The sequence below is a fragment of the Methylobacterium sp. D54C genome, from assembly GCF_053345595.1.
The window spans coordinates 232575-253393 of record NZ_JBKFAK010000002.1 but is presented as its reverse complement, the minus strand read 5'-3'; the positions used below and the strand labels follow the sequence as shown (position 1 = coordinate 253393).

Here is a 20819-nt window from a genome sequence, read left to right as displayed (position 1 = left end):
CGCTACCGCGCGGCTCTGCGCTCGGCCGCGGCGGCCTTGAGGATGTCGGCGGCCGAGTCGGCGTTGAGGATCGCGATCCCGGCCGCCACCACGAGGTCGGGCCAGGGGGACGGGTGGAGGGCCGTCACCAGGCCGGCGGCGATGATCGCCAGGTTGGCGACGGCGTCGTTGCGCGCCGAGAGGTAGGCCGCCCGGGTCAGGCTGCCCGAGCCGGAGCGGTGCCGGGCGAGCATGAGCGCGCAGGTGAGGTTCACGGCGAGCGCGCCGAGCCCCGCGAGGGTCAGGGGCAGTGCCGCGGGGGCGGTGAAATCTGCGATCTTGCCGTAGGCCGCCCAGGCCCCCGCCAGCGCCGGCAGGAGCAGGATCCCCGCCATGGCGGTCCCGAGGCGGGCGCGGTTGCGCGCGCTCCAGCCGAGACCCGCGAAGATCAGCAGGTTGATCGCCGCGTCCTCGAGGAAATCGAGGCTGTCGGCGATCAGCGCCACCGAGCCGATGGCGAGCGCCACCGCGATCTCGATGCCGAAATAGCCGAGGTTGAGCGCCGCCACGCGGGCGACGACCGGGCGGAGGGCGGGCGGCGCGGGCCGGGGCGCATCATCGGCGATCACGGGACGCCTCTTCGCCGACGCGCGCGGCGCTGTCGAGCGGCCGTTGAGAAAAGCCTGTCCGCGGCTCAAGAAAGTTCGACGCCGTTACGCCTTTGTCCGGGTGGATTCGCCGCCTGGATCGTGCGACGCCGTTGCCGGAGCCGGCTGCACGAGACGAATGACCGGCCGGAACCGGAGGTCTGCCGCGTCATGCTGCCCGAACTGCGCGTGCTCTATTTCGAGGATCTCGAGGTCGGCCTGTCGGAGACCCTCTCGAAGACCATCGCCTCCTCGGACGTGGTGGGCTTCGCCGAGATCACCGGCGACCGCAACCCGATCCACCTGTCCGAGCACTTCGCCGCGCGCACGCCGTTCGGCACCCGCATCGCCCACGGCCTCTACACGGCCGGGCTGATCTCGGCGGTGCTCGGCACCCGCCTGCCGGGGCCCGGCGCCGTCTACATCTCCCAGACCCTGAACTTCCGCGCCCCGGTGCGGATCGGCGACGTCGTCGACGTCACCGTGACGGTGGCCGAACTCATGCCCGAGCGGCGGCGCGCGCGCCTCGCCTGCAAGTGCTCGGTGGGCGGTGAGACAGTCCTCGACGGCGAGGCCCTGGTGAAGGTGCCGACCAAGGCTGAGGCCGACCCGCTGGCGAACCGCTCCGACCGGTCCCAGGGCTGAGGTGACTCCGGTCCCGGAGCTCCTCGCCGACCCGGACGATCCCCGCCTCGAGCCCTACACCCGGATGCGCGAGCGCGACCTCGTGGGCCGCGCCGGGCGCTTCATCGTCGAGGGCGAGGTGACCCTGCGGCTGCTCCTCGGGCGCCGCAGCCGCTTCCGCGCCGAATCGATCCTCCTCGCGCCTGAGCGCTGGCCCGGACTCGCCGCCGACGTCGCCGCCGCCGCGGAGCCGCCGCCCGTGTTCGGCGCCTCGAAGGCGGTGATGAGCGCCGTGACGGGCTTCCCGATCCACCGCGGGGTCCTCGCGGTCGGCCTGCGCGGGCCGGAGCCCGGCGCGGCCGACCTCGTACCGCCGCCGCCCGCCCCCGCCCTCGTGGTCGGCCTCGCGGGCCTGACCAATCACGACAATGTCGGCGCCGCCTTCCGCAACGCGGCGGCCTTCGGGGCCGACGCCGTGCTCCTCGACGGGGCGAGCTGCGACCCGCTCTACCGCAAGAGCATCCGCGTCTCCACAGGGGCCGCCCTGATCCAGCCTTTCGCGCGGCTGCCGGAAGGGCAGGACTGGCTGCGGCTCGCCGAAACCCTCGATCTCCAGCCGCTGGCCTTCAGCCCGGGGGCGACCGAGACTCTGGACACGCTCGACGTCCCGGCGCGCGCGCTCCTGATCCTCGGCACCGAGGGACCCGGCCTCGATGCGGCGACGCTGGCCCGGGCGCGTCCGATCCGGATCCCGATGGCCGCCGGCTTCGACTCGCTCAACGTCGCCACCGCGGCGGGCGTCGCCCTCTACACCATCGCGCGCGGCCAGGGGCGCCTCGGCAGGCCGTGAACGCGCCGCGACGACAGCTCCCTCCGCCCGGGCCGGCCGTTTCCTGAACTCAGTATTCTCCGCGCGGACGCCGCCGAACAGGGCCGGCGCACAATCGTCCGCCTGCAACACATGGACATCTCGACGCCACGCGCGGGTGTGCGCAAGCTGAGATCTCAAGACCGTCACGACGCCGCGCCGGATCGCATGTCGAGTCTCCCGACGCTTCACTTCAACACCGATCCCCTCGAACCCGCGCAGGCCTTCGCGGCCTGGCGCGATCTGATGGCACCCATCGTTCGGATCGAGCAGATCAAAGGGGCTCCGGTGCCGCGCGGGAACCTGTCCTGCACGGTCCTGGGGGACATCCTCGCCAGCCGGATGGTCTTCTCGGCCCAGCACATGGTCCGCGATCGCCGCCACGCCGCGGCGACGCCGGATCACTTCACGTTCATGCTCTACGTGTCGGGTGGCCTGTCCGGGGACGTCGCGGGCAGCCCGGTGGTGCAGCAGCGCAACCGGATCATGGCCGCCAATATGGGCCGGGAACTCGATGCCCGCGGGGTGAGCTCCAGCGCGATCGGGCTGACCATCCCGCGGCGCCTGCTGGCCGACTGCGCGGTCGAGCGGATCCCGATCTTCCTCGACAGGGAGCGGAACCGTCTGCTCGTCGCCCGGCTGCACGCCCTGTACCGCCGGCTGCCGACGGCTGCCGCCGACGACGAGCCGGCAATCGCGGGTGAGTTGACCGGTTTCGTCCGCCGCCTGTTCGATCCGTCCGCGGCCTCGGACGTGCTGCAGGGCCCGGAATTGGATGCCGGCTTCGTCGCCCTCGTCGAGCGCCTGATGGATCTCCACCTGGCCTCGCCCGACCTCTCGCCGGACCGGCTCGCCGACGGGGCGGGCGTCTCGCGGACCGTGCTGTACCGCGCTTTCCAGAACGTCGGCGGCGTCATGCACCGCGTCTGGGAGAAACGGTTGGAGGCGATCCGGATCGCCCTGGAGGATCCGCTCGAGACGCGGGCGCTTGCGCGCCTGGCGAGCGAGCACGGCTTCAAGGATCCCGCACACCTGAGCCGCGCCTTCCGCACTCGTTTCGGGGTGACGCCGCGGGAATGGCGCCAGACGCGGAGGCCCCACGGCACCCGGACGTTCGAGCAGACGCCCGCCCAGGCCCACGCCTGGTACGAGCGTCTGGGCCAGCGCTGAGGCGCCCGCTCCACCGAGGACGGCCCGACACGCGATCCGGCGCTGGCGAGGCCGCCGGCGAGGCCACGGGCGGCCCGCGACGCGGCTCGCCTCGAGAAACCTTGCGGATGTGTATCCACGGTATGATCGTATACAGCGTTGTGCGCGCGACAAACGGCTGCAATTGCCGCGCGATGATGCGAAGCTAGCTTGGCTGCACGGGGTATCGGGATTCTGTGAGGAGTCGGGGACGTTGCTTCAGTCTGGGGATGGGTTGCGGGCGCTGACCGGACGCCGGGTGGCCGTGGTCGGGGCCGGACCGGGCGGACTGGCCGCCGCCCTGCTGCTCGCGCGGGCCGGGATCCACGTCACCATCTTCGAGAAGGACCCGCAGGTCGGGGGTCGGACGAAGACCGTCGAGGCTCCCGGCGGTTACCGATTCGATATCGGCCCGACGTTCTTCCTCTATCCACAGATTCTTGCGGATATTTTCGCGAGCTGCGGCGAGCGGCTGGAAGATCATGTCAAGCTCGAGCGGCTCGACCCGCAGTACCACCTCGTGTTCGAGGGCGCGGAGGGGATCTCGGGAACGATCCGCGCGACCGGCGACGTCGAGCGCCTGGAGCGCGAGATCGCCCGCCTCGCGCCGGACGACGCCAAGAACGTCAAGGCCTTCTTCTCCGAGAACCGGACCAAGCTGAACTACTTCAAGCCGGTCCTGGAACAGGCCTTCCACACCCTGCGCAGCATGGCGAGCCCGGCCATGCTGGCCGCCCTGCCCTACCTGCATCCGGGCCGGAGCGTGGACCGAGACCTCAAGCGCCACTTCGCCGACCCGCGGGTGCGCCTCGCCTTCTCGTTCCAGACCAAGTATCTCGGCATGTCGCCGTTCCGGTGCCCGAGCCTGTTCACCATCCTGTCGTTCCTCGAATACGAGCACGGGGTCTATCACCCGGTGGGCGGCTGCGGCGCCGTCTCCGAGGCGATGGCGGGCTTGGCCGGTCGCATGGGCGTGGACCTCCGGCTCAACAGCAACGTCGAGGAGGTGCTGTTCGACGGCAAGCGCGCCACCGGCTTGGTAGCGGACGGCGAGACTTTCAACGCCGACGCGGTGCTGATCAACGGTGACTTCGCGAAGGTCGTGCGCGCCCTCGTCCCGGAGCGGCACCGGCCGCGCTGGCGCGACGCCAAGATCCGGAAGGCTCGGCTCTCCTGCTCGACCTTCATGCTGTATCTCGGCCTCGAGGGGAAAATGCCCGACAGCCTCGGGCATCATACGATCCTCCTGGCCGACGGCTATGAGAAGAACATCCGCGAGATCACGGAGGGCACGCTGCCGATGCAGCCGTCCCTGTACGTGCAGCACGCGGGCTACACGGATGGCGGGATGGCGCCGCCCGGACACACAGCCCTCTACGTGCTGGTGCCGGTGCCCAACCTGAAGGCGGGGATCGACTGGGCGGCGATGCGGGAGACCTACCGCGCCCTGGTCCTGGAACGGCTGAAGCTCCTCGGAATCGACGATCTCGAGTCCCGCATCCGCTACGAGCGGATCATCGACCCGACCCAGTGGGAGGAGGATTTCGCCGTCCACGAGGGCGCCACCTTCAACCTCGCCCACGATCTGATGCAGATGCTGTATTTCCGGCCGCACAATCGTTTCGGACCGGGGCTCTACATCGTCGGTGGCGGCACCCATCCGGGCTCGGGCCTGCCGGTGATCTACGAAGGAGCCCGCATCTCGGCCCGGCTGCTGATCGAGGAGCTTGCCGGTGCCCGCGCCGCCGCCGCGGCCGGCATCCCCGACACCGCCCCGCTGGCCACCTCCAGCGAGGCCTCGTGAGCGCGGCGACCGACCGGAGCCTTCTCCGGAGGCCGAGAGGACGCGTGACGGTTGCCGTGGCCGCCTGGTTCTGCGCCGCGGCCGTGCCGGCATGGGCCGCCGCCGTCCAGGTCGAGGTCGACGGCATCGAGCCCGGGGGCGGCCAGGTGCGCGTCGCGCTCTGTCAGGGCGGTCTCTCGGAGACGTCGTGTCTCAGGGGGGACGACGCGCCGGCAACCACTGACCGGGCGCGGTTCACCTTCCGGGATGTCCCGCCGGGAACCTACGCGGTGGCGGCCTACCAGGACGCCAACGGCAACGGGCGCCTCGACCGCACCGGCCTCGGCCTGCCGCTCGAGCCCTACGGCTTCTCGGGGGCCGTCGGGCGGCGGGCGCGACCCGACTTCGCCGAGGCGGCCTTCGCCCTCCGGGAGCCCGGCGCCGCCGTACGGGTGCGCCTCGGCCGTGCCCTGCCGGGTCGGTGAACCGATGGACGCCCCCCTCGTCCGCCTCGCGGGCGTCGGCCTCGACCTCCGCGGCCGACGGGTGCTGGATCAGGTCGATCTCGACCTCGGCACTGGCGACACCTTGGCGCTGCTCGGACCGAACGGAGCCGGTAAGTCCTCGCTGATGCGCCTCGTGGCGGGGCGCCTCGCCCCGAGTGCGGGATCGGTGCGCGTGGCTGGAGCGGACCCGTACCGCGCGGGACAGGCCCGACGCGCCATCGGATGGGTGCCGCAGGAGATCGCCCTCTACCCGCGGCTGACGGTGTCGGAAAATCTCGGCGTGTTCGGGCAGCTGGCGGGGGTTTCCCGCCGCGACCGGAAGGCGGCCGTGGAGGCCGCCCTGGCCATGGCCGACATCGGCGACGTGGCTCGGCGCCCGGTCGGCGTCCTGTCGGGCGGGTACCGGCGCCGGGTGAACATCGCCGCGAGCCTGATGAACCGGCCCCGGCTGGTGCTCCTCGACGAGCCGACCAGCGGCGTCGACCTCGCCGCGCGGGCCGCGATCCACGCGGTGCTCGACCGCCTGAAGGCCGCCGGCACTGCGATCCTGATTGCCACCCACGATTTCGCCGAGGCGGAACGCCTCGCCTCCCGGGTAGCGTTCCTGGCCCAGGGCCGGGTCGTGCGTGCCGGCCGTCTCGCCGACCTGCTCGCGCAGTTGCGCACGGGCGCGCCCGAGCGGGAGCTGAGCCTCACCGGCCCGGTGACGGGACAGGCCGAGGGCGTGCTGCGCCGGGCCGGCTTCGTGCCCGCCGAGGCTGGCGGCCTCGTCTGGCGGTCGGTCGAACGGGCCGGCCTCGACGGCGCGGCACTGCTCGGCGCCCTGCGCGCCCAGAACGTTCCGGTGGCCGAGATCCGGGTGCGGGCTCCGCGGCTGGAGACGCTCTACCTCGACGCCCTCCGCCCGCGGGAACTGACGGATCCCGAGGCCACCCCGCTCCGGGTCGGGGCCGCCGGATGATCGCTGCCGCCTTCCGGGTTATGCTCCTGACCCTCCTGCGCGACCGGGCCGCGCTGGTGATGGCTTTCGTGCTGCCGACCGTGATCTTCTCGATCTTCGCGGCGATCTTCTCCGGTGCGATCGGCGACCGGATCCGCATCCATCTCGGCTTGGCCGACCTCGTCCACACCGCGGCGACACAGCGCCTCGCCGACGCGCTCGCGGCCGATCCCTCGCTCCGGGTGACGCGGCTGCCCTCGACCGACATCGACGCCGTGGCGCAGGCGGTGCGTGCCGGCGAGGTCGACGTGGCGCTGGTCCTGCGTGGAGACCTGATCGCCGCCCCTGCTGAGGCCGCGCCCGGTTCCGCGGACCAGCCGGTGGTGCTGGTCGAGAACCCCGCCAAGGCGCTGGCGACACCGATCGCCCTCGGCCAGCTCCAGCGGGTCCTGAACGAGGCGCTGCCCGACGTGGTCCTGTCGCGGGTCGTCGCCGACGTCGAGCGTACGGGCAAGATCGGTCCAGACGAGCGCCGGTTCCTCGACGAGGCCTTCGCCGAGCAGCGTGCCAAGAAGGAACCGTTCAGCTTCGCCTCCCTGGTGGAGCGCCGCAGCACCGCGTCCGGGACCGCCAATGCCCGGGTGAGCTACTACGCCGGCGCGATCACCGCGGTGTTCCTGCTCTTCGCCGCCATGCAGGGCGCCATGTCCCTGGTCGAGGAGCGCGAGACGGGCCTCACAGAGCGGCTGATGGCCGGGCCGGGTGGATTGCCCGTCGTGGTGCTCGGAAAGTTCGCCTTCCTGACGCTGCAGGGGCTCGTCCAGGCCGGACTGATCTTCCTGGCCGCCGCGCTTCTCTACGGCGTCGAGATCGGTCCGCACTGGCCGTCCTTCCTGGCCGCCTGCCTGCTGGTCTCCGCGATGGCGGCCGGTCTGGCGCTCGCGGCCTGCGCGCTCGCGGCCTCGCGCCAGCAGGCGCATCTCGCCTCGACCTTCGGGGTGCTGCTGCTCTCGGCGGTCGGAGGCTCGATGGTCCCGCGGTTCCTGATGCCGCCCTGGCTGCAGCAGGCCGGATGGCTCACCCCGAACGCCTGGGCGATCGAGGCCTACCAGAACGCCCTGGGCGAGGGCTTCTCCGCCGCGGCCCCGGCCCTGGGCGTCCTGGCGGCGCTGACCCTGGCCGGTCTCGCGTTCGCCCTCGCGTTGGCGGCGCGGCGGACGGCCTAGGTCCCGGCGTGCCGATCCGGACGGCGCTACTCCACGTAGACGCCGGCACCGACCAGCGCTTCCACGCCGGCCACGCGCGTCGCGCAGACGTAGCTCCATTTCACGCTCGGCGCCGACTGGCCGGGCTTCGGGAACATGTAGTCGACCCATCCGGACCCGAACCGCGTGACGGCGTCGATGAAATCGTGGTGGAACTGCTTCCCGTCGGCGTCGCGCTCGTGGAGCAGGTCGTGGCCCTCGCGGTTCGGATGGGCGGCGTTGAAGAGGACGATCCCCCGCAGGTCGACGACGAACAGGTAGACGTCCCCGTATCGCCAGGTGCTTCCCTTGCGCCGGAACGCGTCGAACGCCCGCGCGCCCTCGGCCTCCAGCATGTCGGCCGCCCTGTTGACCAGGGCCTCGATCTCGGCCGCCTGGTGCAACGGCGGGGGTGCTCGCCGGGCGGTGGCCGGGATGGCCAACCCCAGGACGAGCAGCACGATCCCGACCAGCAGGGTCCTCGACAGGCCGTCGCACCGCCGCGTCGCCGGCAGCCGGGGATCTGCACGCCTCGCGTGGCTCGCCCGATCCTCCGGGGAAGCCTTAGGAATGCGCCTCGATGCCATGGCCCGCGTACCCGCCGCGCCGCCGGAGGAAGAGCAGCCAGTTCCGCTTCCGCGGAGGGGACGGAGGTGGGGACGAGCCGACCGCGTTGGGCAGGGCCAGGAACGCCAGCCGCCTGCGGTGCCGCTCGATGATGCGGTCGAGGTTCCGCAGCGCCGCGAGGCCCTGGTTCGCCATCAGGCAGTGCCCCTCGCAGGCACCTCTCCGGTCCAGGTCGGCAACGATGTTCTCCGCGTGAGCGAGGATATCCCGGCCTTCCGCGCAGTAGAGCTCCACCTCGGCGAGATCTGGCATCCTGTCCTCCGCGCTGATCGTTCCTCGGAGTCCGAGACGGAAGGGGTAAACCCGGCCTCGCGGGACGCATCACCCGTTTGGAGGAGTCGGGCCCGATTTCAGCGCCCGCCTCCCGCGACGATCCGCGCCGTTCCTGCGACGCGGTGCGCACCGACATAGAGGCGCCTCCGCTACGGCCGCGCTCCCCGGTATCCCGCATGCTCCGCCTGCTCATCGCCGACGGCAACGATCGCGCCGCCCGCGACCGCCACGTCGCGGCCACCGGACGAACCTCGGCCGAGTCCTACGCGGCGGTGGTGCGGGACCTCGCGCCGGGCTCCGTCTGCCGGCACGTCAACGCCGCCGACGCCGACGCGGCCCTGCCGGCGGGTCTCGCGGAGTTCGATGGCCTGATCTTCACCGGCTCGACCCTCAAGGTCTCGGAGGGCACGCCGGCCGTGAACCGGCAGCTCGACCTGATGCGCGCGGCCTTCGAGGCCGGGCGCGCGGTCTTCGGCTCGTGCTGGGGCGTGCAGGTCGCCGCCACGGTGGCGGGCGGGCGCGCCGCCGAGAACCCCCGCGGGCCGGAATACGGCTTCGCCCGGGCGATCACCCCGACCGAGGAGGGCCGGACTCACCCGCTGCTCGCCGGACGGCCGGCGACCTGGGACGCCCCGGCGATCCACTCCGACGCCGTCCTAGAGCCGCCCCCGGGCGCCCGCGTGCTCGCCGGCAACCGCGTTCTCGGCATCCAGGCCCTCGAGATCCGCCGGGATCGCGGCTGGTTCTGGGGGACGCAGTATCATCCCGAGCTCGACCTCGACGAGTTGGCCGCGATGCTGCGCCTCTGCGACACCGCTATCGTCGAGGCGGGACTCGCCGAGAACTCGCGGGCCGTGGCCGCCTATGCCGACGAAGTCGCGACGCTCCAGGGCCACGACCCGGAGACCGCGCGTCGCCTGGCCTGGCGTCACGGCGTCGGGCCCGAGGTGCTGGAGGCCGGGCTCCGCCGGCGGGAGATCGGGAACTTCCTGGCGCGCCTGTCCACAGGCGAGCGCCGCCACTAGGCGACCGCGACCGGGTGGCGCGTTGACCCGCCCGGCCCCAGGTCTAGCTTCGCTCTGCGGGCCACGCCTTCCTCGGCCCGGGGAGCCAGCCAGCAGGATGAGCCAGGATTCCACGGTCGCCGTCATCGGCAGCGGGCTCGGCGGACTCGCGGCCGCGTGCGTCGCCGCCGCGCGGGGCCACCGCGTGACGGTCTACGACAAGAACGGCTGGCTCGGCGGCAAGGCGGCGGTGCTCCACGAGGGCGGCTTCCGCTTCGACATGGGCCCGACCATCCTGACCGTTCCCCGGGTGCTGGAGCGGATCTTCGCGGAGGCCGGCCGCTCGGTCCACGACTACATGGACCTGCGCCGCCTCGACCCGCAGTGGCGCTGCTTCTTCGACGACGGAACCCACATCGACCTAATGCAGGACGTCGAGCGGATGGCCGGCGACATGGAGCGCTTCGCTCCCGGCACCGGCGAGGGCTACAAGAAGTTCCTCTCGATCTCCGAGCATCTGCACGGCGTCTCCGAGAAATTCTTCTTCTGGAAGCCCGTCGAGGACCTGTTCGACACGATCAACATCCGCGCCAACATGAACCCGGGCACGCTGCGCGACGTGCTGTCGCTGCGCATGCACGCCTCGGTGGCCTCGACGATCCGCGGCAAGGTCAAGGACGCGCGGCTCGCGCAGATGCTCGACCACTTCGTGCAGTATGTCGGCTCCTCGCCCTACGGCGCGCCGGCGGTGCTCTGCGCCATCGCCCACATGCAGACGGCCGACGGCGTCTGGTACCCGATGGGCGGCACCCGCGCCGTCGCCGAGGGACTGGCGAAGCTCGCCCAGGAACTCGGCGCCACGTGCAAGACCGACACCGAGGTGACCGGGATCGAGACCGCCAACGGCGCGGTCCGGGGCGTGCGGACGGCCGCGGGGGTCACGCCCTACGACGCGGTGATCTCCAACATGGACTCGGTGCGCACCTACCGCGAGCTCGTGGGCGGCGAGGCCGCCAAGGCCTACGCCAAGAAGAACCCCGAGCCGGCCTGCTCGGGCGTGGTGCTCTATCTCGGCCTGAACAGGCGCTACGAGCACCTGAACCACCACGATTTCGTCTTCTCCCGCGACCCGGAGGAGGAGTTCGACTACATCTACAACAAGGGCGAGCCGGCCCCGGACCCGACCGCCTATCTGGCAGCTCCCTCCTCCACCGATCCGAGCGTGGCGCCCGAGGGCGGCGAGGCGCTCTACGTCCTCGTGCACACGCCGTATCTGCGGCCGCACCACGACTGGCGCCCGGACGGGCCGCTGTTCCAGAACTACCGCCGCACGATCCTCGACAAGCTCAAGCGCACCGCCGGCATGCCGGACCTCGAAGAGCGTATCGTCGTCGAGCGCCACCTCACGCCGCAGGACATCCACGAGCGCTACAAGGTCCTGAACGGCGCGATCTACGGCCTCGCCTCCCACGGGCGGGTTATGGGGGCGTTCAAGCCCGGCAACCGGTCGCGGCAGGTGCGCGGCCTCTACCTCGCGGGCGGCGCCGCCCATCCGGGGCCCGGCATGCCGATGGTGATGATGTCGGGCTGGATCGCCGCCGACGCGCATGACCAGGACGCGCGCGGCGCCCTGCGCGCCTCGGCGTGACCGCGACGCCGCCATCTCCGCCCCCCGCCGCGGGGGGTGCGAGAGGCGCGCGCGGCGCCCCCCTGCCCCCGGTCTCGCCCCGGATCCGCGCCTTCATGGTGGCGTGGTTCGAGCGCTACCTGCACCGCCACCTCGACGCCCTGCGGCTGCCCCTCTGGAGCGCGCCGCCTGACGCGAACCATCCCGGCGCGATCGTGGTCTACTGCAACCATCCGGCCTGGTGGGACGCCGCGCTGATCATCGTGCTGGGCGGCCGGCTCTATCCGGAGCGGGCGAGCCGCGCGCCGTTCGACGCCGCGATGCTGGCACGCTACCGCATCTTCGAGCGGATCGGCGCCTTCGGCGTCGACCTCGACAGCCCGCGCGGGGCGGCGCAGTTCCTGGCAGCCGCACGGTCGATCCTCGGAGCCCCCGACGGCATGCTCTGGATCACCGCGCAGGGCCGCTTCGCCGATGCCCGCGCGCGGCCGCTGGCCCTCCGTCCCGGCGTCGCGCGGCTCGCCGAGATCGCCCCCGACGCGCTCTTCGTCCCGCTCGCCGTCGAGTACACCTTCTGGGACGAGCGCGGCGCGGGAGCCTTCGCGGCCTTCGGGCCGGGGATCGCCGGATCCGAACTCGCCGCGCTCCCGCGCGATCAGCGCCTCGCGCGCCTGGAATCCGAACTGACCCGAACCCTCGACCGCCTGAGCGCCGACGTGATCAGCCGGGAGCCCGGACGCTTCCGCACGCTGGTTTCCGGCCGGAAGGGCGTCGGCGGCCTCTACGACCTGTGGCGGCGCCTGTCGGCCCGCCTCTCCGGCCGCCGGTTCGATCCGGCGCACCGCGCCGCGGGCGGTCAGGATCGCGCCGGATGAGACCGCCCGCGCGCGCCAGATCCCGCCCGATCCCCTATCGTGGCGCGCTCCCCTGCCGGCGCAGACGATGACCGACTCGATCCTCACGGCCCTGGCGTACCTCTGCCTCGCCACCGCCCTCCTGCCGGCCATCCTGGCGGCGGTGAATCTCGCGGTCCTGCGCCGGCCCGTGGTGGAGACCGGGGCCGGCCTCGTCTCGATCCTGATCCCGGCGCGCAACGAGGCCGGCAACATCGACGCCACCGTGCGGGCGGCGCTCGCCAGCGTCGCGGTCCCGGTGGAGGTGATCGTCGGCGACGACCATTCCACCGACGCGACCGCCGAGATCGTGCGCGCCGTCGGCGACCCGCGCCTGCGTCTCGTCCCGGTGCCGGCCCTGCCCGACGGATGGACGGGCAAGAACCACGCCTGCAGCCACATGGCCGGGCTCGCCCGCGGCGATCACCTGCTGTTCATCGACGCCGATGTGCGCCTCGAGGCCGTGGCAGCCGCCGCCCTCGCGGCGCAGGCTCGCCGCACCGGCGCGGCCCTCGTCAGCGGCGTGCCCCGGCAGCGGACCGACACGGTCGGCGAGATGCTGACGGTGCCGATGATCGACTTCCTGCTCCTCGGCTTCCTGCCCGTGCCGCTGATGCGCCGCCTGTCCGACCCGTCGCTCGGCGCGGCCTGCGGTCAACTGATCCTGATGGATCGGGGGGCCTACGCGGCCACCGGTGGCCACGGCGCGATCCGCACCTCCCTGCACGACGGAGTCCGCCTGCCCCGCTTGTTCCGGGCCGCGGGCTACCGGACGGATCTCGTGGCCGCCGCCGCGCTGGCCACCTGCCGGATGTACGACGGCTTCGCCCAGGCCTGGGCCGGCTTCTCCAAGAACGCCCACGAGGGCATGGCCACGCCCCGCGCCCTTCCGATCTGGACCTTGCTCCTCGGCTGCGGCCAGATCCTGCCGCCGCTCCTCGTCCTGGCCGGTCTGCTCGGGCTGCTGCCGGCCTCCGCCCTGACCCCGGCCGCCCTGGCCCTCGGCCTGTCCCTGGCGACCCGAACGGCCGTCACCGTCGCGGTCCGGGCCCCGTGGGCGACGATCCCGCTCCACCCCGCGGCGGTCGCGGTGGCCCTGGCGATCCAGTGGAACGTGCTCCTGCGCCGCGAACGGGCCGGCGCGGCGACCTGGAAGGGCCGCAGCTATCCGGTGAGCGGCGGCTGACCCGCACGGGCCGGCGGAACGAGCGTCGCCGGCCCGCGCCGTGCTTCACGGCTGGGACGGCTGGCACGGATCGGTGGAGCGGGCCTTTCCGACCTGCGGCTTCAGCGAGACGATGAGCTGCACGTTCGGCACGTCGCCGACCTGTCGGGTCAGGTGTCCGACATGGCCCTCAGGCCCCTGCGGTGTCGATCCCATATCGGCGTTGAATTCCACCTCGCCGGGGCCCTGCTCCAGCACCGACCCGTCCGTAGCCTCCACGGACCAGCGGCCCGACAGGGTGATCACCCATTGGGGACCCGGCGCCGTGTGCCACGTGCCGACATAGCCGACCGGCAGGACCGCGTACTTGATCGACGTCACCTCACCCGGCGGAAAGCCGACATATTGCGGCGCTGCCGGAGGCGCGTAGCTCTTGAAGATGAAGTTCTTCAGGTCGCAATACTGGACATGGCTGTGGCCCTTGTCGTCGGCATAGAGGACACCGTACCGCAAGGCGGGCGGATCGGCCGATGCGAGGCCGGCGGGACCGGACGGCGCCGGCGCGACGGTCATCAGCGGCTCGCTCTTCGGCGCCCCGGCCGCTTGCGCATGCACGGCGCCCGCGACTGCGGCGAGCAGGACCAACCCCAACCGTCCTGCATTCCTGAAACGTCCCATGATTTTCCTCCGCGTCGCATCGCGTGCGGTGTACGCACGGAGGTTTTCTAGCCAAGCACACCAGATGAATTCAATCTTCTACTCCAATCGCTCAGTATAAATTCTCGTTTCATAATTCAACATCGGATATTTTTCGCATAGATTCGTATATTTATGTCTTTTTAGTTCGATTCCACGACTACGCCAATGGCACCAGTGTCTGACGAGCCATTGTGTCGCCCGCACCGACGGCAAAGCGCGCTTGTCCACAGCCGTCTGGACCCTGTCCGGCACACTGCCGGAACCGGCCGGAAGGGTCAGGGTGGGAAGCAGCGCGGCGCAGTCTGCCGGATCAGTCCGCCTGGGTCCCGTTCTCGAACGGCTCACCGGGCTGCGTCTCCGCCAGGATCCAGGCGGCCGTGTCGGCGTCCGCTCCGGCGACCGGCAGATGCAGGATGATCGGCGTGTCGTAGGGGTGGCGGGCCTTCAACGCGACCGCCAGCGCGTCGGCCAGACCTTCGCGGCTCTTGAGGATGGCGGCGACCTCGGCACCGCGCTCCACCGCACCCTTCCAGCTGTAGACGGACTGCATGCCCGGCAGCACGTTGATGCAGGCGATGAGTCGCTCGCGGACCAGCGCCTCGCCGATGTTCAGCGCCGAGGCGAGGTCGGGAAAGGTGGTGTAGACGAGGAGCGGACGCTCCATGCTATGCCTCCAATTGCGCGTGTGCTCGCGGAGTGAGGCGCATGCCGGGCAAGGACGTCAACCGGGCGGTTCGCTCGTCAGACTGGAGCCGTGACGTGAACCCTGAGGCGATCCCGACGCGCCTGCGCGGCTGCGCCTGATCCATGCCGCGTTTCCAGAAGATCGCCTTCGTGGCGAGCCCGACCGGCTACGCCCGCGAGGCCGCGGCCGCCCTGATGCGGCGCTACGACCACGTCCCGCCCGAGGAGGCCGACGTCGTCGTGGCCCTGGGCGGTGACGGCCTGATGCTCCAGGTGCTGCACCGCTTCATGGACCACCCGAAGCCGATCTACGGGATGAACCGCGGCACGGTCGGCTTCCTGATGAACGAGTTCCGCGACGACGACCTCCTGGAGCATCTGGAGAACGCCCAGCGCAGCGTCATCCACCCGCTCGTGATGGACGTGCTCGACACGGAGGGCCGATCCCACCGGGCGCGGGCGATCAACGAGGTCTACCTGCTGCGCCAGACCCACCAGACCGCCAAGCTGAAGATCGCCGTCGACGGCAATGTCCGGCTCGACCTGCTGATCGCCGACGGCGTGCTCGTCGCCACCGCGGCGGGCTCCACGGCCTACAACCTGTCGGTCGGGGGACCGATCCTACCGCTCGACGCCAAGCTTCTGGCGCTGACACCGATCTCGGCCTTCCGCCCCCGGCGCTGGCGCGGCGCACTTCTGCCGGACTACGCCCGGATCCGGATCGACGTCCTCGACGCCCCCCACCGCCCGGTCGCGGCGGTGGCCGACCACACGGAGTTCCGCCGGGTCTGCACGGTGGAGACGTCCCTCGACCGCGCCACCGAGCTCGTGCTGCTGCACGATCCCGGCCACAGCCTCGACGAGCGCATCCTGCGGGAGCAATTCGGGTGAGTCTGCACATCCGGGCCGCGCAGGCGGCCGACCACGCGGCCATCACCGGCATCATCGTGCCGACCATCCGGGCCGGTGAGACCTACGCGCTGGACCGCGACCTCGGCGAGGCCGAGGCCCTCGCGTACTGGACCGGCCCCGACCGCGAGACCTTCGTGGCCGAGGAGGCGGGGACGGTGCTCGGCACGTATTACCTGCGCGCGAACCAGGCTGGCGGAGGCGCCCATGTCGCCAATTGCGGCTTCATGACGGGAGCGGCCGCCCTCGGCCGCGGGGTCGCGCGGGCCATGTGCGCGCACGCCCTCGATCGGGCGCGGGCGCGGGGCTTCGCGGCGATGCAGTTCAACTTCGTAGTGAGCACCAACGCCCGGGCCGTCCGGCTCTGGGAGAGCTTCGGCTTCGACGTGGTCGGCCGGCTGCCGGGCGCCTTCCGGCACCCGACGCTCGGGCCGGTCGACGCGCTGGTGATGTTCCGGACGCTCTGAGGCGTCCGGATCAGGCCTGCGGGGCGGCGACGAGATCACCCTCGCGGATCGCCCGCTCGCTGGTCTTCGTCCGGATCCGATAGCTCGGCTCGCCGGTCTGATCCGCCGGCATCAGCCGCAGGATCTCGAACACCTCGGCCTCGCCCGTCTCGCCCGGGATGCCCAGGCGGGAGCGGCAGACGCGCTCGCCGACCTTGAACTTGTGGGACATGCCGAGCTCCTGGACGGGCATCGCTGCGGAACGCGCCTCAGCGCTTCTTCTGAGCCTTCGCCTTGCGGGCGAGATAGCGCGCGTCGCGCTGGGCCTTCTGCTCGGCCTGCAGGACCTTGGCGCGCTCCTGGGCGGCCAGCTGCTCGGCGTGCTTGCGCTCGATCTCGGCGAGGCGTTCCGCCTCGGCGAGGGCGGCGGCGCGCTCGATCTCGGCCTGACGCTGGGCGGCGCGCTCGGCAGCGCGGACTTCGCGGGCATCGACCACAGCGCGGCGGGCGGATTGGCGGGCGAGGACGGCCGGGTCGTCGGCGGACGGGCGGGCCCGGAACCGGGCCAGCATCTCGGAGCGCGCCTTGGCGGCGGTCTCGAGGCGATCGGCGACACCCTGCTTGTTCAAAAAGCTCACAGACACTCCTGGATCGGGTGCGGCGAAGGCCGTCACCCGCAGAGGGGGGTTAGAAACACGATGGCAGATACGAAGAAGCCGCTCCCAGAGGAGCGGCTTCCGGAGAAACGCTGAGGACGGCGATCAGGCCGTCTGGAGCTGACCGGCGGACTGCTTGCCGCTGCGACGGTCGGTCTCCAGCTCGTACGTGACCTTCTGGCCCTCGTTCAGGCCGCGCAGGCCGGCGCGCTCGACGGCCGAGATGTGGACGAACACGTCCTTGCCGCCGTCATCCGGCTGGATGAAGCCGTAGCCCTTGGTCTCGTTGAACCACTTGACGGTTCCGGTGCTCATGGAAGTCCTTGATCTTCGCAGGCATAGTGAGAGATGGCACCCGCCCGAACGAGGGGGCGCCGGCATCGACCGATAGCGATAGGAAAGTCAGAACCGCCCTGCGAAGGCGTAACGGTCCAAGATATCCGGACACGTGCCGATGCGGTAGAAGTAGACCGCCGGCGGTTCTTTGGCAAGCGCAGAGAAATATTTCCCTCGGCCAGCGCCGCAGCGATGCGGGAAACTCTTTCCGGAAATTCCGGTTGAGCGGCGCCGGAACGGTCGCTTGAACAACGGGATAAGGGATTTCAATACGGCGCATCCGCGCGAAAGCTGTGCTGCCGACCGGACGATCGGACGCGGCCGACATGCGCCCCGTGACGCGGGTTCGCTCAGGCCGGGACGAGGCGCAGGATCCCTTCGCCGCGCCGGTGGCCGACGGCCGTCACGGCGACCTCGCGCGCACCGCCGGCGGCGACGAGGGCGGCGGCGAGGGCCGCCCCGAACGGCGCCGCCACTTCGAGCCCGTGCCCGATCACGTCCCCGAGGGCGCGCAGGCGCGCGCCCGGTGCGAGCCGCGCCAGCGCGCCGCGCTCCTCCGCGGTGATCGGGGCCACCCCGGTAGCGCCGGAGAGGACGGTGTCGGGAGCCGAGAGGCCGGCCTGTCGCCAGAGCGTCTCGAGGTTGCCGGCGACACTGCCCGGCGCGCGCCGGGTCCGATCGCTCGCCACCGGCTCCAGCCGGGCCAGGGCGCGGGCGCCGCGCGCCGCGGCGTGAGCGGCGGATTCGAGCATCAGGAAGGCCGCGCAACTCCCGAGGATGAACCCGCCCGCTCCGCCACCGGACTCGCCCCGCGCGAAGACCGGGCGGTAGGCGTCGCGGGCGAGGTAGCCGCCCATCTCGTGGATCACCAGAACGTCCGGCCGCTCTGCGCTGTAGGAGCCGCCGACCAGAATCGCGTCGATCTGGCCCGACGCCACCCGCGCCTGGGCGATCCGCAGGGCGTCGACCCCGGCGGATTCCTCACCCATGAACGTGCGCGAGGCGCCCGTCACCCCGTGCACGATGGCGATGTTGCCGGCGAGCAGGTTCGAGAGCTGGGCGAGGAACAGGGTCGGGCGGAGATCGTTCTGGAGCCGCTCGTTCAGGTAGGCGCCCGGATCGGCGGCGTCGCGCAGGCCGGTCAGGATCGCTCCGTCCGCCGCGTAGTCGCGCTCGCCGCCGCCCGCGGCCACGACGAGGTGAAGCGCCTGCTTGAAGGCGGCGTCGTCCTTCACGCCCGCCGCGTCGAGCGCGAGGCCGGCGGCGTAGACGCCGAGCCGCTGCCACGCCTCCATCTGGCGCTGGTCGCTGCGCTTGGGGATCTGGCCGTCCCAGACGATCGCCGGGGCCGGATGGACCGGATAGGGCGCGAAGGTCTCGCTGTCGGTGCGCGGGGCCGCCTCCCCGGCGAGGGCGGCCAGGTGGGCGTCGACGCCCTCGCCCGCGCAAGAGACGAGGCCGAGGCCTGTGACGACGACGGGGCGGCTCATGGCTGGCTCATGGCTGGCTCAGGGCTCGCGTTCGGCCGGAGCCGGATCGGGGAGCAGGCCGATGGTCCGCGCGCGCTCGCGCATCGGCGCGTCGAGTCCGTCCGGGAACGGCATGGTGCGGAAGCGGAGTTCCGCGTCGCACAGCGCCTTGCCGTCGTGGCTGATCGCCGCCCTGGTGACCGCGTAGCCCGAGCCGTCGTGCTCGAGGGTGGCCGTGACGAGGAGGTCCGCGCCGGGCCCGACGAAGGACCGGAAGCGCGCCTTGTCGACCCCGGTGAGGAACGGCATCCGGGCGAAGTCGAGATGGGCGAGTACGAGATACCCGGAGGCCTGGGCCATCGTCTCGGTCAGGAGGACCCCCGGCACGAGGGGGTGGCCGGGGAAGTGGCCCTCGAAGACCGGGCTCGCCATCGGCACCCGGGCGAGCGCCTCGATGCGGCCGGCGGCCCTGTCGAGGAGCCGCACGGAGTCGATCATCTCGAAGTATTCGAGGCGCATGACGGGTCGGATCGGCCTCGGTTCAGACCTTGGCGGCCTTCTCGGCCACGAGGCCGTCGATGCGCGCGCACAGGTTCTTGAGGACGAAGTACTCCTCGGCCGGGACCTTGCCCTCGTTGACCTCCTGGGTCCACCGCTCGAGTGGCAGCTTAATCCCGAAGGCCTTGTCGACCGCGAAGGCGATGTCGAGGAAGGCGAGGCTGTCGATGCCGAGGTCGTCGATGGCGTGACTCTCGGGCGTGATCTTGTCCCGCGGGATGTCGGCGGTCTCGGCAATGATGTCGGCCACGCGCTCGAAGGTGGCGCTGCCGTGGGCGGGCTCGTCGGACATGTCTTCTCGCGGGCTGTTCGAGTTCCGGATCGGTCGTGCGGGAGCCCCCTCGCCGCCCGGGCGGCCGCCCGACGCGTGGACGGGGCCTGGAACGCGGCCCGGTCGAATGGCGGCGACCTCTACACGAGGGTGTCAGAAGCGGCAACCGCGGCGCTTCCCCGGCGTTTCAGCGCCTGTCCACAGGCGTGCGCCGCCGGCTGCGGGGACGCGCGTACGCTCCGGACGCGCCGGCCCTAGCTTGACGGCGAGACGAGGCGCGTCCTCAGGAGACCAGACGGATGCCACCGATCACCAAGCCCGCCGCCCCGCCGGCGCGCGTCGAGACGCCGCCCCTGCCGCCGCAGGAGCGCGCGCGCTCCCAGGGAGCGGCCCGGGTCCTGCTGGTCCTGACCCTGACGGCGCTCGGCCTCTGGATCCTGCACGAGTTCCTGCCGGCGCTCGCCTGGGCGGTGGTCCTGGCGATCGCCCTCTGGCCTGTCTACCAGCGGCTCGAGCACCGTTTCCCGCCGGGCAAGCACAACATCCTCCTGCCCACGCTGATGACCGCGGCCGTGGCGCTGGTCTTCCTGGCGCCGCTCGCGATCCTCGGCATCCAGGCCGCCCGCGAGGCCCACGACGTGGCCGAGTTCGTTCGGAACGCCGAGGCGAACGGGGTGCCGGCGCCGGAATTCCTGCAGCACCTGCCCTACGGCGCCGCGCAGGCGACCGCGTGGTGGAACGACAATCTCGGCCACGCGCAGGCGGGCTCCGACCTGCTGCGCCGGTTCGAGAACCACTCGGTGCTCGGGGCCTCCCGCAATGTCGGCCGCGAGGTGCTGCACCGCATCGTCCTGTTCGGCTTCAGCCTCGTGGCGCTGTTCTTCCTGTTCCGCGACTGGCGGACGGTGCGGGAGCAGTCGCTCACCGCCTGCCACCGGCTGTTCGGGCCGCGCGGCGAGCGCGTCGCCCGCCAGATGGTGGCCTCCGTGCACGGCACGGTCGACGGGCTGGTGCTGGTCGGCCTCGGCGAGGGCTTCGTGCTCGGGATCGTCTACCACTTCGCGGGCGTGCCCCACCCGGTCCTGCTCGGCGCCTTCACGGCGGTGGCGGCGATGATCCCGTTCGGCGCCGCCGTGGCCATCGCGATCGCGGCGCTCCTCCTGGTGGCGGCCGGGTCGGTGACGGCGGCTCTCGTGGTGGCGGCGGCGGGCCTCGTCGTGACTTTCGTGGCCGACCACTTCATCCGCCCGGCGCTGATCGGCGGCACGACCAAGTTGCCCTTCCTGTGGGTGCTCCTCGGCATCCTCGGCGGCGTCGAGACCTTCGGGCTCCTCGGCCTGTTCCTCGGGCCGGCCGTGATGGCCGCCCTGGTCCTCCTCTGGCGGGAATTCACCGAGGGACAGGACGCGACGGCCTGAGCCGC

At 71.8% G+C, this 20819-nt stretch carries 25 protein-coding genes; 14 read left to right on the top strand and 11 right to left on the bottom strand.

Translation table 11 applies throughout. The features are described 5' to 3' along the window. Positions 1–2: 2 nt before the first annotated feature. A complete protein-coding gene (locus ACLBYB_RS06550; protein WP_091676268.1) occupies positions 3–608 on the bottom strand; it encodes a cation transporter in 606 nt (201 codons plus the stop codon). A gap of 189 nt (positions 609–797) precedes the next feature. Here ACLBYB_RS06550 and croR point away from each other — a divergent pair, with 189 nt between their 5' ends. The 7 genes from croR to ACLBYB_RS06515 all read left to right on the top strand — a co-directional run bounded on the left by croR (position 798) and on the right by ACLBYB_RS06515 (position 7761). Then, positions 798–1271 carry a 3-hydroxybutyryl-CoA dehydratase gene (gene croR, locus ACLBYB_RS06545; protein ID WP_020090850.1) on the top strand — a complete coding sequence of 158 codons (474 nt, stop codon included), beginning with the start codon at positions 798–800 and terminating at the stop codon, positions 1269–1271. 1 nt (position 1272) lies between these two features. Continuing rightward, the gene (locus tag ACLBYB_RS06540; RefSeq protein ID WP_447698289.1) at positions 1273–2100 is read left to right on the top strand and encodes a TrmH family RNA methyltransferase; all 828 of its coding nucleotides are present in this window, start codon (positions 1273–1275) and stop codon (positions 2098–2100) included. A 186-nt stretch (positions 2101–2286) separates the two neighbouring features. Then, positions 2287–3288: a helix-turn-helix domain-containing protein gene (locus tag ACLBYB_RS06535; protein WP_447698288.1), complete on the top strand. Its 1002-nt coding sequence runs from the start codon at positions 2287–2289 to the stop codon at positions 3286–3288. Between the two features lie 232 nt (positions 3289–3520). Next, entirely contained in the window at positions 3521–5110 is a 1590-nt protein-coding gene (gene crtI / locus ACLBYB_RS06530) for a phytoene desaturase family protein (protein ID WP_447698287.1), read from the top strand. 44 nt (positions 5111–5154) lie between these two features. Beyond that, positions 5155–5574: a DUF2141 domain-containing protein gene (locus ACLBYB_RS06525; protein ID WP_020090854.1), complete on the top strand. Its 420-nt coding sequence runs from the start codon at positions 5155–5157 to the stop codon at positions 5572–5574. Positions 5575–5578: 4 nt separating this feature from the next. Next, positions 5579–6556, top strand: coding sequence for an ABC transporter ATP-binding protein (locus ACLBYB_RS06520; protein ID WP_020090855.1), 978 nt, complete (start codon positions 5579–5581; stop codon positions 6554–6556). After that, complete coding sequence (locus ACLBYB_RS06515; protein WP_447698286.1) at positions 6553–7761, top strand: ABC transporter permease; 1209 nt, start codon at positions 6553–6555, stop codon at positions 7759–7761. Before ACLBYB_RS06520 ends, ACLBYB_RS06515 begins: the two co-directional genes overlap by 4 nt. A 26-nt stretch (positions 7762–7787) precedes the next feature. Here the strand turns inward: ACLBYB_RS06515 and ACLBYB_RS06510 are convergent, their stop codons facing one another. Further along, positions 7788–8366, bottom strand: a complete 579-nt coding sequence (locus ACLBYB_RS06510; RefSeq protein ID WP_447698285.1) for a cache domain-containing protein — start codon at positions 8364–8366, stop codon at positions 7788–7790. After that, positions 8344–8658: a hypothetical protein gene (locus ACLBYB_RS06505; protein WP_447698284.1), complete on the bottom strand. Its 315-nt coding sequence runs from the start codon at positions 8656–8658 to the stop codon at positions 8344–8346. The genes ACLBYB_RS06510 and ACLBYB_RS06505 overlap by 23 nt, the downstream gene beginning before the upstream one ends. Positions 8659–8855: 197 nt before the next feature. Between ACLBYB_RS06505 and ACLBYB_RS06500 the strand changes: the two genes are divergently transcribed. From ACLBYB_RS06500 to ACLBYB_RS06485, 4 genes are all read left to right on the top strand, one after another. Continuing rightward, positions 8856–9704 (top strand): type 1 glutamine amidotransferase, encoded by an 849-nt coding sequence (locus ACLBYB_RS06500; protein WP_331300279.1) that lies wholly within the window; start codon positions 8856–8858, stop codon positions 9702–9704. A gap of 97 nt (positions 9705–9801) precedes the next feature. Then, on the top strand, positions 9802–11331 hold the full coding sequence (locus tag ACLBYB_RS06495) for a phytoene desaturase family protein (protein ID WP_447698283.1): 1530 nt from the start codon (positions 9802–9804) through the stop codon (positions 11329–11331). Between the two features lie 95 nt (positions 11332–11426). After that, positions 11427–12185: a lysophospholipid acyltransferase family protein gene (locus ACLBYB_RS06490; protein WP_447680816.1), complete on the top strand. Its 759-nt coding sequence runs from the start codon at positions 11427–11429 to the stop codon at positions 12183–12185. Between the two features lie 67 nt (positions 12186–12252). After that, positions 12253–13389 (top strand): glycosyltransferase, encoded by a 1137-nt coding sequence (locus tag ACLBYB_RS06485; RefSeq protein ID WP_447698282.1) that lies wholly within the window; start codon positions 12253–12255, stop codon positions 13387–13389. A gap of 45 nt (positions 13390–13434) precedes the next feature. On the opposite strand, the gene ACLBYB_RS06480 is transcribed toward ACLBYB_RS06485, so the two are convergent. Next, a complete protein-coding gene (locus tag ACLBYB_RS06480; protein WP_244435367.1) occupies positions 13435–14013 on the bottom strand; it encodes a hypothetical protein in 579 nt (192 codons plus the stop codon). Between the two features lie 364 nt (positions 14014–14377). Further along, positions 14378–14731, bottom strand: coding sequence for a divalent-cation tolerance protein CutA (gene cutA / locus ACLBYB_RS06475; protein WP_091926487.1), 354 nt, complete (start codon positions 14729–14731; stop codon positions 14378–14380). Positions 14732–14874: 143 nt separating this feature from the next. Between cutA and ACLBYB_RS06470 the strand changes: the two genes are divergently transcribed. Then, positions 14875–15642 carry an NAD kinase gene (locus tag ACLBYB_RS06470; protein ID WP_020090865.1) on the top strand — a complete coding sequence of 256 codons (768 nt, stop codon included), beginning with the start codon at positions 14875–14877 and terminating at the stop codon, positions 15640–15642. 2 nt (positions 15643–15644) lie between these two features. After that, positions 15645–16127, top strand: coding sequence for a GNAT family N-acetyltransferase (locus tag ACLBYB_RS06465; RefSeq protein WP_026604573.1), 483 nt, complete (start codon positions 15645–15647; stop codon positions 16125–16127). A 10-nt stretch (positions 16128–16137) separates the two neighbouring features. Here the strand turns inward: ACLBYB_RS06465 and ACLBYB_RS06460 are convergent, their stop codons facing one another. From ACLBYB_RS06460 to ACLBYB_RS06435, 6 genes are all read right to left on the bottom strand, one after another. Continuing rightward, a complete protein-coding gene (locus ACLBYB_RS06460) occupies positions 16138–16338 on the bottom strand; it encodes a hypothetical protein (protein ID WP_447698281.1) in 201 nt (66 codons plus the stop codon). Between the two features lie 37 nt (positions 16339–16375). Beyond that, the gene (locus ACLBYB_RS06455; RefSeq protein ID WP_447698280.1) at positions 16376–16744 is read right to left on the bottom strand and encodes a DUF6481 family protein; all 369 of its coding nucleotides are present in this window, start codon (positions 16742–16744) and stop codon (positions 16376–16378) included. Between the two features lie 123 nt (positions 16745–16867). Beyond that, positions 16868–17077 (bottom strand): cold-shock protein, encoded by a 210-nt coding sequence (locus ACLBYB_RS06450; RefSeq protein WP_020090869.1) that lies wholly within the window; start codon positions 17075–17077, stop codon positions 16868–16870. Positions 17078–17448: 371 nt separating this feature from the next. Beyond that, positions 17449–18588 carry a beta-ketoacyl-ACP synthase gene (locus ACLBYB_RS06445; RefSeq protein ID WP_447698279.1) on the bottom strand — a complete coding sequence of 380 codons (1140 nt, stop codon included), beginning with the start codon at positions 18586–18588 and terminating at the stop codon, positions 17449–17451. A gap of 18 nt (positions 18589–18606) precedes the next feature. Beyond that, entirely contained in the window at positions 18607–19086 is a 480-nt protein-coding gene (locus ACLBYB_RS06440) for a 3-hydroxyacyl-ACP dehydratase FabZ family protein (RefSeq protein ID WP_447680813.1), read from the bottom strand. A 22-nt stretch (positions 19087–19108) separates the two neighbouring features. Then, a complete protein-coding gene (locus ACLBYB_RS06435) occupies positions 19109–19417 on the bottom strand; it encodes an acyl carrier protein (RefSeq protein WP_010683687.1) in 309 nt (102 codons plus the stop codon). A 278-nt stretch (positions 19418–19695) separates the two neighbouring features. Here ACLBYB_RS06435 and ACLBYB_RS06430 point away from each other — a divergent pair, with 278 nt between their 5' ends. Then, positions 19696–20814, top strand: a complete 1119-nt coding sequence (locus ACLBYB_RS06430) for an AI-2E family transporter (protein WP_447698278.1) — start codon at positions 19696–19698, stop codon at positions 20812–20814. Positions 20815–20819 lie beyond the last annotated feature (5 nt).

Bases quoted from the DNA above. Each gene is read 5' to 3' on its own strand.
- croR (WP_020090850.1), top strand. From the start codon at position 798: ATGCTGCCCGAACTGCGCGTGCTCTATTTCGAGGATCTCGAGGTCGGC.
- ACLBYB_RS06535 (WP_447698288.1), top strand. From the start codon at position 2,287: ATGTCGAGTCTCCCGACGCTTCACTTCAACACCGATCCCCTCGAACCC.
- ACLBYB_RS06520 (WP_020090855.1), top strand. From the start codon at position 5,579: ATGGACGCCCCCCTCGTCCGCCTCGCGGGCGTCGGCCTCGACCTCCGC.
- ACLBYB_RS06515 (WP_447698286.1), top strand. From the start codon at position 6,553: ATGATCGCTGCCGCCTTCCGGGTTATGCTCCTGACCCTCCTGCGCGAC.
- ACLBYB_RS06510 (WP_447698285.1), bottom strand. From the start codon at position 8,366: ATGGCATCGAGGCGCATTCCTAAGGCTTCCCCGGAGGATCGGGCGAGC.
- ACLBYB_RS06505 (WP_447698284.1), bottom strand. From the start codon at position 8,658: ATGCCAGATCTCGCCGAGGTGGAGCTCTACTGCGCGGAAGGCCGGGAT.
- ACLBYB_RS06500 (WP_331300279.1), top strand. From the start codon at position 8,856: ATGCTCCGCCTGCTCATCGCCGACGGCAACGATCGCGCCGCCCGCGAC.
- ACLBYB_RS06495 (WP_447698283.1), top strand. From the start codon at position 9,802: ATGAGCCAGGATTCCACGGTCGCCGTCATCGGCAGCGGGCTCGGCGGA.
- ACLBYB_RS06490 (WP_447680816.1), top strand. From the start codon at position 11,427: ATGGTGGCGTGGTTCGAGCGCTACCTGCACCGCCACCTCGACGCCCTG.
- ACLBYB_RS06485 (WP_447698282.1), top strand. From the start codon at position 12,253: ATGACCGACTCGATCCTCACGGCCCTGGCGTACCTCTGCCTCGCCACC.
- cutA (WP_091926487.1), bottom strand. From the start codon at position 14,731: ATGGAGCGTCCGCTCCTCGTCTACACCACCTTTCCCGACCTCGCCTCG.
- ACLBYB_RS06470 (WP_020090865.1), top strand. From the start codon at position 14,875: ATGCCGCGTTTCCAGAAGATCGCCTTCGTGGCGAGCCCGACCGGCTAC.
- ACLBYB_RS06460 (WP_447698281.1), bottom strand. From the start codon at position 16,338: ATGTCCCACAAGTTCAAGGTCGGCGAGCGCGTCTGCCGCTCCCGCCTG.
- ACLBYB_RS06450 (WP_020090869.1), bottom strand. From the start codon at position 17,077: ATGAGCACCGGAACCGTCAAGTGGTTCAACGAGACCAAGGGCTACGGC.
- ACLBYB_RS06445 (WP_447698279.1), bottom strand. From the start codon at position 18,588: ATGAGCCGCCCCGTCGTCGTCACAGGCCTCGGCCTCGTCTCTTGCGCG.
- ACLBYB_RS06440 (WP_447680813.1), bottom strand. From the start codon at position 19,086: ATGCGCCTCGAATACTTCGAGATGATCGACTCCGTGCGGCTCCTCGAC.
- ACLBYB_RS06435 (WP_010683687.1), bottom strand. From the start codon at position 19,417: ATGTCCGACGAGCCCGCCCACGGCAGCGCCACCTTCGAGCGCGTGGCC.
- ACLBYB_RS06430 (WP_447698278.1), top strand. From the start codon at position 19,696: ATGCCACCGATCACCAAGCCCGCCGCCCCGCCGGCGCGCGTCGAGACG.